Annotated in this window: 8 protein-coding genes and 2 pseudogenes; 6 read left to right on the top strand and 4 right to left on the bottom strand. The window is 67.6% G+C overall.

Annotated elements, in window-relative coordinates:
• Positions 1 to 128: 128 nt before the first annotated feature.
• Positions 129 to 5,459 (top strand): polyketide synthase Pks13, encoded by a 5,331-nt coding sequence (gene pks13 / locus ABLE94_RS24765; RefSeq protein ID WP_348810176.1) that lies wholly within the window; start codon positions 129 to 131, stop codon positions 5,457 to 5,459.
• A 19-nt stretch (positions 5,460 to 5,478) separates the two neighbouring features.
• Positions 5,479 to 7,026 (top strand): acyl-CoA carboxylase subunit beta, encoded by a 1,548-nt coding sequence (locus ABLE94_RS24770; protein WP_348807283.1) that lies wholly within the window; start codon positions 5,479 to 5,481, stop codon positions 7,024 to 7,026.
• Positions 7,027 to 7,172: 146 nt separating this feature from the next.
• On the opposite strand, the pseudogene ABLE94_RS24775 reads toward ABLE94_RS24770, so the two are convergent.
• Positions 7,173 to 7,816 (bottom strand): annotated as a pseudogene (locus ABLE94_RS24775) (FAD-dependent oxidoreductase); the annotation flags it as partial.
• Positions 7,817 to 7,981: 165 nt separating this feature from the next.
• Between ABLE94_RS24775 and ABLE94_RS24780 the strand changes: the two are divergent.
• Positions 7,982 to 8,770: a FadR/GntR family transcriptional regulator gene (locus ABLE94_RS24780; RefSeq protein ID WP_348807282.1), complete on the top strand. Its 789-nt coding sequence runs from the start codon at positions 7,982 to 7,984 to the stop codon at positions 8,768 to 8,770.
• Positions 8,771 to 9,151: 381 nt separating this feature from the next.
• On the top strand, positions 9,152 to 9,904 hold the full coding sequence (locus ABLE94_RS24785; RefSeq protein ID WP_348807281.1) for a FadR/GntR family transcriptional regulator: 753 nt from the start codon (positions 9,152 to 9,154) through the stop codon (positions 9,902 to 9,904).
• A gap of 43 nt (positions 9,905 to 9,947) precedes the next feature.
• Here the strand turns inward: ABLE94_RS24785 and ABLE94_RS24790 are convergent, their stop codons facing one another.
• Positions 9,948 to 11,000 carry an acyl-CoA dehydrogenase family protein gene (locus ABLE94_RS24790; protein WP_348810177.1) on the bottom strand — a complete coding sequence of 351 codons (1,053 nt, stop codon included), beginning with the start codon at positions 10,998 to 11,000 and terminating at the stop codon, positions 9,948 to 9,950.
• Positions 10,997 to 12,166: an acyl-CoA dehydrogenase family protein gene (locus ABLE94_RS24795; RefSeq protein WP_348807279.1), complete on the bottom strand. Its 1,170-nt coding sequence runs from the start codon at positions 12,164 to 12,166 to the stop codon at positions 10,997 to 10,999. The genes ABLE94_RS24790 and ABLE94_RS24795 overlap by 4 nt, the downstream gene beginning before the upstream one ends.
• A gap of 77 nt (positions 12,167 to 12,243) precedes the next feature.
• Between ABLE94_RS24795 and ABLE94_RS24800 the strand changes: the two genes are divergently transcribed.
• Complete coding sequence (locus ABLE94_RS24800) at positions 12,244 to 15,222, top strand: AMP-binding protein (RefSeq protein WP_348810178.1); 2,979 nt, start codon at positions 12,244 to 12,246, stop codon at positions 15,220 to 15,222.
• Between the two features lie 31 nt (positions 15,223 to 15,253).
• Positions 15,254 to 15,811: a TetR/AcrR family transcriptional regulator gene (locus tag ABLE94_RS24805; RefSeq protein WP_348807276.1), complete on the top strand. Its 558-nt coding sequence runs from the start codon at positions 15,254 to 15,256 to the stop codon at positions 15,809 to 15,811.
• A gap of 277 nt (positions 15,812 to 16,088) precedes the next feature.
• Here the strand turns inward: ABLE94_RS24805 and ABLE94_RS24810 are convergent.
• Positions 16,089 to 17,067: pseudogene (locus tag ABLE94_RS24810) on the bottom strand (hypothetical protein); the annotation flags it as partial.

Raw genomic sequence — 17,067 nt, forward strand, 5'->3', positions numbered from 1 at the left:
GACGGCTTCGCTCCTCGCTCTTCCTCCTGCATCGCGGCGCGGCCCGAACACCTGGTGGTAGCGGTGCGCCACTCCATTTCCGCAGGGCCGGTCCAGTACCGGCCCACTGATGAGTATTTTGGGTACTGATGTCTGAACTGCATAACGACGCCAACACTGGGTCCGACGACACCGTCAACGAGGGTGCCGCGGCTCCCGCTTCCCCCGACGGCGAGACCGCCGGTGGCCTGACCGTCGGCGAACTGCGCGACTGGCTGCGGAACTGGGTGTCGGAGGCGACCGGTGTCCCCGCCGACCAGATCAACGACGACCGGCCGATGGAAGAGCTCGGCCTGTCCTCACGCGATGCGGTGGCCCTGGCCGCCGACGTCGAGGACAAGACCGGCGTCATCCTCACCGCGACCGTCGCCTACAACCATCCGACCATCGCGATGCTGGCCAAACGCATCATCGAGGGCGATCCCGACGAGGATGTCGACGTCGACGCCGACCGCTTCTGGGAACGCGACCGCGACGACGCCGACGACATCGCCATCGTGGGCCTGTCGACACGATTCCCGAAGGCCGGCGACACCCCGGACTCGACGTGGGACGCACTGATCACCGGCCGTGACGGCATCTCGGACCTGCCCGAGGACCGGTGGACGGAATTCCGTTCCGATCCGCAGATGGCCGAGGTGCTCGCCAAGCGCAACCTGCGCGGCGGCTACCTCGACGACGTGAAGTCCTTCGACGCCGACTTCTTCCAGATGAGTCCGCGTGAGGTCGAGATGGTCGACCCGCAGCAGCGTCTCGCGATGGAACTGACCTGGGAGGCGCTCGAGCACGCCCACATCCCGGCCAGCGATCTCAAGGGCGGGCAGGTCGGCGTCTTCGTCGGCACCTCCACCAACGACTATCAGCTGATGGCCGCCCTCGGCCTCGGCGAGGGTTCCGACGAGACCGCCGCCTACGCCCTGACCGGCACCGCGACCTCGATCATCGCCAACCGCGTCTCCTACTTCTTCGACTTCCACGGCCCGTCGGTGGCCATCGACACCGCGTGCTCCTCGTCGCTGGTCGCCGTGCATCAGGCCGTCCGAAGCCTGCGCTCCGGCGAATCCGACGTCGCGCTGGCCGGTGGCGTCAACATGATCCTCACCCCCGCCGCGACCGTCGGCTTCGACACCATCGGCGCGGTCGCCAAGGACGGTCACATCAAGGCCTTCTCCTCTGACGCCGACGGCATGGTGCGTTCCGAGGGTGGCGGCATGTTCGTCCTCAAACGCCTCGCCGACGCCCGCCGCGACGGTGATCAGGTGCTGGCCGTCGTGTCCGGTTCCGCGGTCAACTCCGACGGCCGCTCCAACGGCATCTTCGCCCCCAATCCCGAAGCGCAGGTGGAGGTGCTGCGATCGGCCTACGTCGACGCCGCGCTCGACCCGCGTCAGGTCGACTACATCGAGGCCCACGGCACCGGCACCATCCTCGGTGACCCCATCGAGGCCGACGCCCTCGGCCGCGTGGTCGGCCGTGGCCGCGTGGTCGGTGCGCCCGCCCTGCTCGGGTCGGCCAAGACCAACTTCGGTCACATGGAATCGGCGGCCGGTGCCGGCGCACTGGCCAAGGTGGTGCTGTCGTTGCAGCACAACACGATTCCCGCATCCCTCAACTACGCGGGCCCCAACCCGTACATCCAGTTCGAGGCGACCGGACTCAAGGTGACCCCCGAGGTCACCGAATGGCCGCGGTACTCCGGGCACGCCATCGCCGGCGTCTCCGGCTTCGGATTCGGTGGCACCAATGCGCATGTCATCGTGCGTGAGGTGCTGCCGGGTGATCTGACCCGCGGCGACGTCGACATCCCCGCGCTCGACGCGGCGGCCGCCGAGACCCCCGTGGCCGACGACGATGACGACGACGAATTCCTCACCGAGGCCGAGCGTGCGGTCCTCGCCGCGCAGAACCCGGCCGCCGAGGCGCCTGCCGCCGTCGCCGAATCCGATCCCGCCGAGGGGTTCGCACCGGCCGCGGCCGAGGGCTCGGTGGTGCCGCTGGTGATCTCGGCATTCCTGCCGTCGCGTCGCCGCAAGGCCGCCGCCGACCTCCTGTCATGGCTGGAATCCGATGCGGGACAGGCGACTCCGCTCGCCGACATCGGCCGCGCGCTGGCACACCGCAATCACGGGCGGTCCCGTGCGGTGGTGATGGCCCGCAGCCACGACGACGCGATCAAGGGTGTTCGCGCGGTCGCCGAGGGCAAGGCCAATCCGACTGTGTATTCGGTGGATTCACCGGATGCGGCGTCGGCGGTCTGGTTGCTCTCCGGTTTCGGATCGCAGCATCGCAAGATGGCCAAGCAGCTCTACACCGAGAATCCGGTGTTCGCCAAGTATGCTGACCGGGTCGACGCCTTCGTGCAGCAGGAACTCGGCTACTCGATCGTCGAGATGTTCCTCGACGACGCACAGACCTACGGCATCGAGACCAGCCAGGTCGGCATCTACACCATCCAGGTGGCCCTGGCCGACACGCTGCGTCACTTCGGCGCCGAACCCGGTGTGCTGGTGCCCCATTCGATGGGTGAGGCATCCGCCGCCTACATCAGCGGCGGACTGTCGCTGGCGGACGCCACCCGCGTCATCTGCCAGCGTTCGCGCCTGATGGGTGAGGGTGAGTCGATGCTCCAGGGCGACGACATCCGCCTGATGGCGCTGGTCGAGTACTCCGCCGACGACATCACCGGTGTGCTCACCGACTACCCGGATCTGGAGATCTGTGTGTACGCGGCACCGACGCATACCGTCATCGGCGGGCCGGAATCGCAGGTCGACGCGATCGTCGCGCGCGCCGAGGCCGAGGGCAAGCTGGGTCGCAAACTCCAGACCAAGGGCGCCAGCCACACCTCGCAGATGGACCCGCTGCTCGGCGAATTGTCCTACGAGCTCACCGGAATCGAGCCGCTACGGCCCACCGTCGGCTTCTACAGTTCGGTGGATCGGGAGACCTTCTACCGACCCGGGCATGAGCCGGTGCACACCATCGACTACTTCCTCAAGGGCCTACGCCACAGCGTGTGGTTCTCCCAGGCCATCGCGAAGTCGGTGGAGAACGGGCACCGCACCTTCCTGGAACTCTCACCCAACCCGGCCGTCCTCATCTCCGTTGCCGCGGTGACCTTCTCGTCGGGTCTGCACGACGCGGAACTGATCGAGACGTTGCGCCGCAAGGAGGACGAGAGCTACGGGCTCATCAACGCCTTGATGAAGCTCTACGTGCACGGACATCCGGTGAACGTCGGATCACTTTTCGGCGCAGGCGATTTCGCCGACATCCCGCGAACCCGATTTGAGCGCAAGGAATACTGGCTCTCCGCCTCGCTGTCGTCGGGTTCGGGTGCCGGCAAGGTTCCCGGCGCCCACGTGGCGCTGCCGGACGGTCGGCATGCCTGGGAGGTCAACGCCGCCGCCGTCACCGACCCGCGTGAGCTGGTGCGGGCGGCGGCTGCTCAGGTCCTCTCCGGTGCCACGGTCGGTGCGGCCCTCGCCCATGGCGAGCTGCCGTCGGCGGGCACCCTGACGACGACGCTGAGCCCGCACCCGGGTGGTGCGTCGGTGACGGTGCATGCCCGGGACGACAAGAACACGGCCGACAAGAACTTCCGGCTGCTCTTCGAGGCCGCGGTGACCGGCGACCTCGCTGACGGGGCTCCGAATTCCGTTGACGGCACCCAGAATCTCGTTGACGCCGCCCAGAATGTCACTGGCGGCGCTCCGGCGAAGGTCGATCCGGAGAAGATCGGTTACACCGACACCTCGGTGGTCGTCGAGGACGAGGTGATCGACGACATCGGCAACCGCTGGGACCCGGCATCGGGTGAGTCGGTGGAGGACCGCCTCGCGATCATCGTCGGTGAGTCGATGGGGTATGACCCCGAAGACCTGCCGCGCGAGATCCCGCTCATCGAACTCGGGCTGGATTCGCTGATGGCGGTGCGCATCAAGAACCGCGTCGAGTTCGAGTTCGACATCCCGCAACTGCAGCTGCAGGCGATGCGTCAGGCCAACCTCGCCGACGTCACCAAGTTCGTCGAGTACGCGGTCGCCCACCGTGACGAACTCGACTCGCTGGCCGAGAATGCCGGCGGCGGAGGCGAACTCGACACCGCCGCGCTCAACGCCTACATCGACGAGCAAAACGCCAAGCGTGCCGCCGCCCCCACTCCTGCCGAGGCAGCCGCACCTTCCCCCGTGGCTGAACCCCCCGCCGTGGAGGCCACAGCTTCCCCTGCGGCTGAACCCCCCGCCGTGGAGGCCACACCTTCCCCTGCCCCCGACCTCACCGATCAGAAGGCCGTGGCCGACGCCGCGGGCTCCGACGTCCCGCCGCGTGACGCGGCCGAGCGTCTGACCTTCGGGGTGTACGCGGTGATCACCAAGCGGTCCGCGGGCGGCATCTTCAACAAGCTGCCGGTGCTGGAAGAGGAAGTGGCACAAGCACTCACCGACAAGCTCAACGAGCGCACCGGTGGCGATATCGACGTCGAGGACATCCTCGACTCGGAGACGATCGAGGAGATGTCGAACTACGTTCGCGAGTTCCTCGACGCCGCCGCCGACACCGACGGCTTCATCCGATACCTGCGGCTGACGCCGGCGGGCAAGAAAAGCTACGACCCGAGCGCCGGAGATCCGGTGCCGGCGTTGCTGTTCCATCCCGCCGGCGGCAACACCTCGGCGTATGAGGCGCTGCTGAAGCGGCTGCCCGACGATCAGCCGGTGATCGGTTTCGACCGCGTCGAGGGCAGCATCGAAGAGCGTGTGCGCCAATACATGCCACGCCTGCGCGAGGTGCAGCCGCACGGCCCGTACGTGCTGATCGGCTGGTCCCTCGGCGGTGCTCTCGCCTACGGCTGCGCGCAGGTGCTCGCCGAGGAGGGTGAGGACGTCGCGTTCGTCGGCCTGATCGACGTCGTCCGGCCGCGCCACGACGTGGCGGAGACCTCGGACACCAAACGTCAACGGCTGGAACGATGGAAGGAGTTCGCGATCCGCAACTACGATCTCGACGCCGACATCCCGATCCCGATGGATCGGCTGGTCGAGGCCGACGACGAGGGGCAGTTCGCGATCATCATGGAGATGATGTCGATGTCGGGCACCAAGATCCCCGGCGGGATCATCGAGCATCAGCGCACCTCGTTCATCGACAATCGTGCGCTCACCAACATCCGGCCGACCCGCTACGACGGCAAGGTGGTGCTCTACCGCGCCGACCGGATGCACGACGGCGCCATCGAACTCGAGCCGCAATGGGCCGAGATCGACGAGGACGGCCGCTGGGGTGAGGTCGTCGACGATCTGGAGATCATCCACATCGGTGGCGATCACCTCTCGATCGTCGACGAACCGTTCATCGGCAAGATCGGTGCCGACCTGACCCGCCGCCTGAGCGACGTTCCGGCGCCCAGCACCCACTGACAACGGCTAGGAGTAGACCGTGGAGACGACCGCAGCGAAACTCGCCGACCTTCGGGCCAAGCTCGAACTGGCGAAGGAACCGGCCGGCGAGAAGGCGATCGCCAAGCGAGCCAAGAAGGGGATTTTCTCTCCCCGTGAGCGTTTGGCGATGCTGTTCGACCCTGGGACCTTCGTCGAGATCGGTGCGCTGGCCAAGATGCCGGGTGCGGCGGAGACCGGTTACGGCGACGGCGTCGTCACCGGCCACGGCTTGGTCCACGGCCGTCCGGTCGCCGCGTTCTCCCACGATCAGTCCGTCCTCGGCGGCACCGTCGGTGAGATGTTCGGCCGCAAGGTCGCCGCGCTGATGGAGTGGGCCGGGCGGATCGGCTGCCCCATGGTCGGCATCAACGACTCGGCCGGTGCGCGCATCCAGGACGCGGTGACGTCACTGGCCTGGTACGCGGAGATGGGCCGGCGTAACGATCTGCTGTCCGGTCTGGCGCCGCAGATCTCGGTGATCCTCGGCAAGTGCGCGGGCGGTGCCGTGTACACCCCGGCCAACACCGACATCCTGGTGGCCGTCGAGGACAAGTCCTACATGTTCGTCACCGGGCCGGACATCATCAAACAGACCACCGGAGAAGAGATCTCGGCCGAGGACCTCGGCAGTGCGCACAATCAGGCGCGGTGGGGCAACATCCACCACGTCGCCGCCGACGAGAAGGCCGCCTTCGAGTGGGTGCGGGACTACCTGCAGTACATGCCGTCGAGTTGCTACGAGCGCCCGCCGGTGATCAACCCGGGCCTCGAGCCGGAGATCACCGCCAGCGATCTCTCCCTCAACGAGTTCATGCCCGATTACGACAACGCGGGCTACGACATGCACGACATCATCATCAAACTCTTCGACGACGGCGCCTTCCTCGAGGTCGGAGAGTTGTTCGCGCCCAACATCATCACCGGGTACGCCCGGGTGGACGGCCAGTCGGTGGGTGTGGTGGCCAACCAGCCGAGTGTGATGGCCGGGACCCTGGACACCGATTCGTCGGAGAAGGCCGCGCGATTCGTGCGGATCTGCAACGCCTTCGGGATCCCGCTGATCTTCCTCGTCGACACCCCCGGCATCCTGCCGGGCCTGGTGGAGGAGCAGAAGGCGACGATCCGGCGGTCCGGCCGATTCCTCTACGCCTACGTCGAGGCCGACGTCCCGAAGATCACCGTGGTCCTGCGCAAGGCCTACGGCGGCGCGTATGCGGTGATGGGATCCAAGCAACTCGGCGCCGACATCAACTTCGCGTGGCCGTCGGCGAAGATCGCGGTGATGGGTGCCGAGTCGGCCGCCGCGGTGCTGACCCGACGGCAAACCGAGGGGATGAGTGCCCACGACGCCGACAAGGTGCGCCGCGACTTCATCGACTTCTACAACACGATGATGGCCACGCCGTATCTCGCCGCCGAACGCGGCTACATCGACGCGGTCATCGAGCCCGCCGAAACCCGGCTGCAGTTGCGAAAGGCGTTGGCGCAGTTGCGCGACAAGCAGATGCTCCGCACCGACCGCAAGCACTTCCTGATGCCCATCTGATCACCCCGCGGGGAGCGTTCGCCCCGGGACGATCGGCCTCGGCGAAGTCGCCCGGGACGATCAGCCCGGCGTGCTCACCGGGCTGGCGCAGTCGAGTAGTTCGGCGGTGTCGACGATCTTGCGACGCCGACGCTTCATCGGCTTGCCAGGGCAAGGAAATCGCTGTTGGGGTGGGCCGCTTGGGCGATGCCGCGCCGGCCGATGATGACGACCTCCTCGATCGCGGACTCCCGCAGCAGGTCGATGGCGTGGTCGGCCATGTCGCTGCGAGCCGGTCGTCGGGGTCCCAGACGAGAATGCGGGCGACGTCGAGGGCCACGTTTCCGTTGCCCACGACGACCGCCCGGCTGCCGAGAGGTCGTAGGTGTCCGCGGCGTGATCGGGATGTCCGTTGTACCACGCCACGAGATCGGTGGCGGCGATCGAACCGCGGAGTTCCTCGCCGGGATGCGCAGCGACCGTCGTGTGCGGCACCGACGGAGTTGACGACCGCGTCGTGGTGGGCGGACGACTCGTCGTGCGACACGTCCGCGCCGGCCTCGACACTGCCCACCTCGACACTGCCCACCTCGACACTGCGGTAGTACTCGAAGTTGCGTTTGTCGGCCACCGACGCGAATCCGGCCTCGACCCCCTTGGTGGCGGCGTGATCGGGGGCGACCCCGGCCCGGACCAAGCCGTACGGGGGTCGGTAGCCGATCGAAGATATGCACCGTGATCTGGGAATGGCGGAAAAGTTCTCGGCCAGATAGAACCCGTCCGGACCGGCTCCCACGATGGCCACACGAACTAGATCAGTGTAATGATTTACATCATAACGTGTCAGGGCGTGGTGGCTCGGCAACATCGGGGTGATCCACCACGCCGATCGCGCCGGCCCGACCGCGTGTCGACGACGGTCGTGGCGTCGTGATCGGCCATCGAACACCACGTGCATCGACGTAAGGTGACCCTCGTGGACCCTGACCCCGAACACCGTGGCCTCGACCGTGCCGAGCAGCCATCAGCGTCGGTGCCCCGAGCCTCGGCGCGTATCGCAGACGAACTGCGCCGGCGCATCGTGTCCGGCCGGCTGGCCGCGGGGTTCCCGCTTCCGTCCGAACGTGAGCTGATCGAGGAGTTCGGGGTATCCCGGCCGACGCTGCGCGAGGCGTTGCGCGTGCTCGACTCGGAATCACTCATCGACATCAAACGGGGTTCGCACGGCGGTGCGGTGGTGAGCGTGCCGGGTGTGCACACCGCCGCCGGTTACCTCGGGGTCATTCTCGAGTATCGGCACGCGACGATCGACGATGTCTTCGGCGCCGCGTGCGTCCTCGAGGCGAACTGCGCGGCGATGCTGGCGCGCTCGCGCACGGAGGAGGATCTGACGTTGCTGCGTGCCGCGGTGGAGACCGAGCGGCAGCATCGTGACGACCCGGCCGCCCTGCTGGACGCGCAGAACGACTTCCACCGATTGCTGATCGACCTGGTCGGCAACACGACCCTGGCGGTCTTGATCGGTCAGTTACGGGAGGTCATCGACGCCGCCACCCGCAGCCAGCTCGTCGAATCGGCGCTGAGCGAGGAGCAGCGCCTGGTGGCCTCGGCCAAGGGCGTGCGCGCGCACGCCAAGCTGGTCGACCTGATTGAGCAGCGCGACGCCGATGGTGCCGCCCAACTCCGGCGCCGGCAGGTGAGCGCGACGGGTGCCTACCTGAAGGAATCCGGCGTCGGCGAATCGGTGCTCGACCTCCTCGGGTAGATCACCCCGCTCGCTCCGGAGTGTCCGAAAAATCACATCGACCTCCACGCGCATCTGTGCCAACGCATGCCGGTTCACCTGGAACTTGCCGATCTCCTATCCAAATGCCTTGCGGTCGTGCGCATGATCCGGTTGACAGATCGACGGCGCGACGCGCCTCGGCCACCGCGTGGATGGCGATCCCGAGTCGTTCGGCGGGCAGGTTGCGCATCAGGTGATAGACGCCGCGGTTCTCCTCACCGATCGGATTCTCCTTCGGGACACACGAGACCCCACCAAGTCCATTAGGTTAATACAGTAGATGATTAAACGTAAACCGTACATGCTGGAGACACTTGATTCTCCGGCCGACGGGTGGCCGCGCAGGTGAGGAGCTAGCGGATGACCAACGCCGCACGATCGTCGATAGTCAAGGTGCCCAAGGCGGCGGAGCTCGTCGCGATGGAATTGCGGCGCCGGATCGTGCAGGGTGACGTGCAACCCGGCGACCCGCTGCCCAGTGAGTCTGAACTGATGGCGGAGTTCGGCGTGTCGCGGCCCTCGCTGCGAGAGGCGTTTCGGATCCTCGAATCCGAGGCGATCATCACCGTGCTCCGAGGTGCGCGAGGCGGAGCCCGGGTCCTCGAACCGGACGGCGCGGTCGCGGCCCGGCACACCGGTGCGCTGCTGCAGTATCACGGAACGCCGCTGCGCGACGTCTATCAGGCCCGCACCGAACTCGAGGTCTCGGCGATCGGGCTCTACGGGAAACGGCCACGCAAGGCCGCGCTGGCGGCCCTGGACGAGATCGTCACCGAGGCCCAGTCCGCCGACGACGAGGCATCCTTCGCCGGAATCAGTGTGCGGTTTCACCGCGCGGTCGTCGAGAACGCCGGAAACGTGACCCTGGCGATGCTCGCCGACATGCTCTACCGAATACTGTCGGCGCACAACACCCAGTTCATCGCCGCACATCCGCCGGGATTCGAGCAGCAGGCCAACAGGTCTGCGGTCAAGGCATACGCCAAGCTGGTGGCACTGTTGCGGGCCGGCGATCTCGTCGGCGCCGAGGTGCATTGGCGCAAACACCTCGACGCCGTCGAACGCTTCATGGTGGGCGACTCCGAGGCGACACTGGTCGACGTGCTGTCCTGACCGGCAGTGCTGTCCTGACCGGCAGTGCCGTCCCGGCGGCGCCTCACGCCGACGGCGAGGAGATCTGCTCCCACAGCGGCGCCGGATTCGCCAGCACCATCGACCCGAGTTCGCGCTGCCATGCGCGCGCGGTGCCGAAGTCCCGGCCCCAGGCCTGGGCCCGACCGGAGAAGTGACGGAGCTGATGGTCGAGGGTGAAGCCGATCGCGCCGTGCGCCTGGTGCGTCTGGCGGGCGACCTGCGTGGCCGCCTTGCCCGCCTGGATCTTGGCCGCGGCGATCGCCATGACGGTCGACGGCGCGCCGAAGCCGTTCTCGGCGACCGCGCTGGTGGCCTGGTCGGCGGCGGTCCTGGCCATCGCGACGGCTCCCGCCGAGCGGGCGATGAGTTGCCCCACCGCCTGGAATCGGGCGAGCGGACGGCCGAACTGCTCGCGCGTCTGCACATGGTCGATCGCCAGGTCCAGGCAGCGTTGCACCGCGCCGGAGATCTGCCAGGAACGCACCAGCGCACCCCGCAGACGTACCTCGGGACGCATGTCGGTCGGCAGTGAGGTGACGGTGGCCGCGGCCGCGTCGAAGCTCACCCGGGCACGCTGCTCACCGCCGAGATCCGGGGTGGGGGTGGCCGAGATCGCCGAGGTCGCGATCTGCGCGAGGCCGCCCGGACCGACGACCAGCAGCCAGTCGCTGCTCTCGACGAACGGCACGGAGTCGACCTCGACGGTTCCCGACAGGTCGGAATCGGTGAGCGCCACCACCATCGAACCGGTGGGCACGTCGAGTCCCGTCGAGTACAGCAGCCACGCACCGAGCAGGTCGTTGTCGCCGAGCGCCCGCGGCAGCGCGTGGTAGCCGGCGCGTTCGGCGACGATGGCGGCGTCGGCCGGCCCGGCTCCGTTGCCGCCGTATTCCTCCGGGGTCGTCAGCAGCGTCAGACCGGACTCGTGCAGGCTGGTCCACTGGCTCTCCGTCGAGGTCAGCGCCGTGGTCTGGTCGTTGAGGTGGGGTCCGGTGATCGAGGTGAACAGGTCGTCGGCGAGTTCCCGCAGTGCGGCACGTTCCTCGGCGCTCGACGATGTGGTGGCGGTGGTCATCGCAATCCCAATCCCTTCGCGATCACCCCGCGAAGTATCTCGGTGGTTCCGCCGCGCAGGGTGAATCCCGGTGCGTGCAGCAGTCCTTCGGCTTCGAGCCGAGTCAACGGTGGCGCCGCCCACGACTGCTGATCGGTGGTGGCGAGGTCGGCGATCAGGTCGGCGCACACCGTCACCGCGTGCTGCTCGTATGTGGTGCCCAGATCCTTGACGAGGGCCGCCGCCGTATCGGCGGCCTGCCCGGCGGACAGGGTCTGGGCGATCGACATGGACAGCCCCCGCAGTGTCATCAGATCGGCGGCGAGTTCGCCGATGTCGGAGATCACCGCGGTGTCCTCGGGTGCGCTCCGCGCGGCGTCGACGGCCTGCTCGGTCAGCGGGTGCGAGGAGAGGAAGCGTTCGGGTCCGCTGCGTTCGAAACCGAGTTCGGAGGTGACCTGGGCCCAGCCGGCGCCGACGTCGCCGACCACCATGTCGTCGGGGACGAAGACGTTGTCGAGAACCACCTCGTTGAAGTGGTGGGCCCCGGTGAGCAGTCGGATCGGGCGGATGTCGATGCCCGCGGAGTCCAGCGGGATGAGGAACTGGCTCAGGCCGGCATGGCGATGTGCCGGATCGAGATCGTCGGTGCGCGCGAGCACGAAGAACGCCTCGCTGTGGTGGGCCCCCGACGTCCACACCTTGGTTCCGCTCACCTTCCACCCGCCGTCGACCCGGACCCCACGGGTACGCACGCTGGCCAGGTCCGAGCCGGACTCCGGCTCGCTCATCCCGATCGCGAAATGGCAGTCACCCGCGGCGATCCGGGACAGGTAACGGTCACGCTGGTCGGCCGAACCGTGCGTCAGCAGTGCCGGCGCCACCTGGCGGTCGGCCACCCAGTGGGCGGCCACCGGTGCCCCGGCGGCGAGCACCTCCTCGGTCACCACATACCGGTCGATGTGGGTCAGCCCGGCCCCGCCGTACTCGGTCGGGATCGTCATGCCGACCCAGCCCTGTTGTCCGAGGCGGTGACTGAACCCCGGATCCCACGAGGAGATCCACGAGTCGACGCGGGGTTCCCATCCGAAGGCCTCCCGGTCCGCGGACAGGAACTCACGCACCGCCATTCGGAGGTCATCGGTGGATGGCGGCAGCGGACGGACCTCGGGGACGATTGCGGCCATCTGCTCACCCTTCCTCTCCGGCGCGGCCGGAGATAAAAATTAAAACAATCTACCTAATTCAAGCATAAGATGGTCGGGTGGACGAGAGCGGTGGTGTGGTGGACGGGCCGGGGTGTCAGGGTACGCCCGCGGTGGTCGAGTTGTCCGACGGTGCGCCGCAGTGGAACTCCATCGCCGAGTGCCTGCTCGCCGGGGTCGGTGAACATCCCTCGCGCCCGCTATTGCGCTGGCTCGGCGACGATGGGCCGACGGAACTCTCCTGGTCCGACGCCGTGCGCCGCGCGTCGGCTCGTGGGGCCGCCGTGGCGGCGCGGGGCCCGGCCGGTGGCCGCGTGGTTGTCGCCATCGAGGATCGGGTCGAGTGGGTCCTCACCTTCCTGGGCTGTGCGCTGCACGGACTCGCGATCGCCCCGGTGCCGGCATCGGCCGCCGACGACGTGGTGGCGCAGCGGGCCCGCCAGATCGCCGCGGATCTGGTGATCACCGACGGCGATCGCGATCTCGGCGAGACGATCAGATGTGTCCCGGTGTCCGAGCTGCCGACGGGTTCGGTGCTCGCGCAGGAGGACCCGCACATCTCCCACGCCGGCCGGACACCGCAGACCCAGACACCGCAGACCCAGACACCGCAGACCCAGACACCGCAGACACCGGCGATCATCCAGTTCACCTCCGGCACCACCGGCGTACCGAAGGCGGCGGTGCTCTCGGCGCGTGCGGCCATCGGCAGCGCCGAGTTCTACGCGCGCGGCGCCGGCGGCACCGACGGTGCGGTGTTCTTCAATCCGCTTCCCCTCGACCACGTCGGTGGATCGGTCGCCGGCGTCCTCGGGGCGCTCTCGGCCGGTGGCACCTATCTCGTGGTGCCGCGCTTCGATCCGGCCATCGCCATCGAGGTCATCCGGCACCTGCGGCCGACGGTGGTGGGACTGGTGCCGACGATGATCATCGATCTGCTCGATCTGCTCGATCTGCTCGATCTGCTCGATCGCGACGATGTCGACGTCGCCGACTTCGCGTCGGTGGTCTCGGTGGTCGGCGGTGCCACCGCCGTCGATCCGTCGCTCATCGACGAGATCGAACGTCGCGCTGGCATCACCTTCCTGGTGCGATACGGGCAGAGCGAGGCGCCGTGTCTGGCGCTGAGCGCACGCGACGATCCCACCGAGGCGCGCACCCGGACACTGGGCCGGCCGCTGGGCGGACGGGACTTCTGCGTGCGCGACGCGCAGGGGCACATCGTGGCGGTCGGGGAGGTCGGTGAACTCCACGTACGCGGCCCGCTGGTCATATCTGACTACCTCGACGCCGACGGCCGGATCCGCCCGGTCGTCGACGAGCAGGGGTGGATGCCGACCGGGGATCTCTGTCTGCTCGACAGCCGTGGTCTGCTGCATTTCCGGGCCCGCCTGCGCGAGGTCATCATTCGCAGTGGAGAGAACATCTACCCGGCCGAGGTGGAACACGTCCTGACCACCATGCCGGGGGTGGCCGAGGCCGCGGTGTTCGCGATCGCCGACCGTCGGCTGGGGGAGGTGGTGCCGCCGCGGTGCGGCCCGAACCCGGTGTGGATCTCATCGCTTAATAATTTCGCTTTATGTGAGATCTGCGGAATGGAGCCCGGCGTGATGATGAGCACGAAAATTGCATCCCGAACGGGCAATCGCGGTGCTGCGGCCGACGATCACAAGGCCGACGATCACACGGCCGACGCTCACGCCGCAGATTCCGACGTCACGACGACCGACGGTCCCGCGGTGCGGTTGACCAAGTCGTCGGCACCCGACAAGGCGACGGAGCAGGTGGCAGAACAAGTGGCGACCGACGAGGGGTCGGTCGGCACGAAGGGGACGGCGTCGACGCCCGAGGCGGCCGCCAAGGTCTCCAGGGGACGTCGGGTGATCCGATGGATACGCCGGCATTGGGTGGCGACGGCGGCGGTTGCGCTGCTCATCCTCCTCGGCGCGGGTGCGGCGTATCAGTACTTCGGTGAGCTCCGACCGCAACAGCAGGCGGTGTCGGCACGCGCCGATGCCGCGGCCGCCGCATCGAGTGGAGCCGTGGCGATCCTGTCGTACAAGCACGGTTCCGTCGATCAGGACAACGCCGCCGCACAGAAACTGTTGACCGGCGAGTTCGGCGACTATTATCGCGATTTCACCGCCAACGTGGTGGCGCCCTCCGACAACTTCGCCAACACCCCCGAGGGTGCCGATCCGGTGCCCACGTTCACCCTCGCGGTCATCCGGATCTCCGAGGTGATCTGCGTGGTCGGGATGATCGGATTCCTGATCTGGCTGGCCCGCCGCACACGCGCCGACGGCGAGTTCCCGACGATCGGCGTGTTCGTCACGGCGTGGCTGCTGGCCGCCTGGCAGGACGCCGGCGTCAACATGGTCAGGCCCGTATTCGCCTACAACAGCGCCTTTTTCGAGATGGGCAACTGGGGGCACTACATTCCCGGCTGGGTCGCCAAGGGCGCCGAGACCCCGCAGCCGATCCTCTACACCGTCGCCGACTACTTCCTGTTCCTGCCGTTGGCCGTCGTCGGCATCGACAAGATGGTGGTGGCGATGCGGAAGCGCTGGCCTCGGCTGAACAAGGCCGGGATCGTCGCGATCATGTTCCTGCTGTTCCTCGTCCTCGACACCGCCATCGAGCAGATCTTCCAGCGGATGGGGCTGTGGACCTATGTGCGAGTGAACCACAACTGGTCGATCTTCACCGGGACCCTGAATCAGTTCCCGCTGTATGAGGGCATCGTGTTCGGGGCGACGGTCAGCGTGCTGTCGATCTCGATCTACGTGTTCCGCCGCAGCGACGGGCACCTCATCTCCGACGCCGGCATCGACCGGGTGAACCTCGGCCGGCGATCGCGGCCGATCGTGCGAATCCTCGCCCTGACCACCGTCGTCAACGCGATCATGCTGGTGTTCAACCTGGGGTTCAACCTGGTCAACCAGCACGCCGACACCCAGCCGCCGTCCATCCCGAGCTACTTCCACGTCAACATGTGCGGCATGGCCGACAACCCGCCGTGCCCGATCCCGAAGTGACCACCGGACCCGGGCGAGAATAATGGCAGCCATGGTGCAGACCAGGATCACCGCGAACGACTACTTCGACGAGGCGATGGCGATCCTGGCCGAGTCGGGATTCCCCGACGTGTCGGCGGTGCAGATGTGCACCAGGCTCGGGGTGTCGCGCGGCTCGTTCTATCACCACTTCACCGGGTTCGACGACTTCCTGAGCCGATTCCTGCAGTACTGGTGCGAGCACTACAGCACCGAGTTGGTCAGCAAGTCGGTCGACGGTGGCGCCGACGGGGTGGCGTTGCGTCAGATGGATCTGGCCACCGGATTGCCGCATCGTGCCGAGGCGGCGCTGCGGGCCTGGGCGACCGTCGACCCGGTGGTGGCGGCCGCCCAGGCCCGCGTCGACGAGTTGCGCTACACCGCACTGGTGGCGTCGTTACGCGCGTCGGGACTGACGGAGGAGCGTGCCGCGACCTGCGCGGCGATCGCGTCGGCGATGTTGGCGGGGCTGCAGGTCACCGGGCGCGCCGACGATCCCGACGCCGCCCGCGCCATCTTCACCGAACTCGCGGTCGCCTTCGGTATCGGGATGGACGCTCAGGGTTCCTGAATCCTCGGGACAGGCTCGTCCCGTTGCTCGAGCCGTCCGTCCCGCTGGTCGAGCCGACCGTCCCGTTGGTCGAGCCGACCGTCCCGTTGGTCGAGCCGTCCGTCCCGTTGGTCGAGCCGACCGTCCCGTTGGTCGAGCCGACCGTCCCGTTGGTCGAGCCGGTCCGGAGCGATAGCGGAGGACCGTGTCGAGACCCTCGTAAGGCAAGGCTGGAACTCCCCACCGCCACAACGTTTCTGTGGCAGTGCGGCTCGAACAGTCCGGTGGGCGGGCTGCTTCAGGAGGTGTCGAGCCGGTGGTGGAGCCGGGCGGCCAGGACACGTTCGATGCGGCTGTTGCGTGGGTTCATGCCGATGGCGGCCAGTTCCTCGAGCTCACGTTCCCGGTCGGCATCGCTGCTACGAATGCCGCCATCACGGATGCGGCGCTCGCGTGCCTGACTTTCAGTAGCCGTGTCGCGGACACGGACGCGGGTGCGTGAGGCACGATCCAGTCCGGCAACGGTGTCAGGGTCGTCGGGATCGTCGCTAAGAGGGACACCGTCTCCGTCGAAGATGACCAGGTCGATCTCCCCGGTGTTGGTGACACCAGGTTCGTCAGAGTGCCCGCCAGGCCCGTCCCGCTGGTCGGGTGGTCGGGGCTCGACCGGATCGGATTGGGCTGGGCCTGAATCGTTTTCGTCGACGGCTGGTTCGGGCTGATCGCAGATGTTGGCATCGTGATCGTCATCCTGATCGACGCTGTCGCCGATGCTCGACGAGTCGGCGGCCGGAGCCTGATCGTCCCTCGAAACCCCACGATCGGAAGCGCTTTCGGCCTCGACGGTCGGTGCCGCGTCCTCGTGGTCGTGGCCAGCGTCGTAATCGGCCGGTTCGTCGATGTGGGTATCGACCGACTCGGCCTCACCATTTACGTCACCGTCAGCGGCTTCGGCTTCGGCTTCGATGCCAGCCGCTTCGGCATCGACGGTGCCGGCGTCAACCGCGTCGGAGTCTGCGGCTTCAGTTGCGCCGGAACCGCTATCAGCGTCGCTCGTGGTGAGGTCACCGTGGATCTGATCCCGGATCTGGTCGAGTTTCTGCTCGTAGAGTGCGGTGATGTCGGGGTGGTCGTTGACGATCTTCGGGTTCTCGGGCATGCCGGGTGCGGCGTTGAGTTGCCACCAGCAGCGTCCGGCGAGCGGTCCGTCTTCGTAGATGCCGGTGGTGTACTGGCCGGGGTTGGGGCCGACCATCCGGTTGTGCGGCCCGCACGCC

This window comes from Gordonia sp. VNK1, from assembly GCF_040049135.1.
GTDB classification, from domain to species: Bacteria; Actinomycetota; Actinomycetes; order Mycobacteriales; family Mycobacteriaceae; genus Gordonia; species Gordonia oleivorans.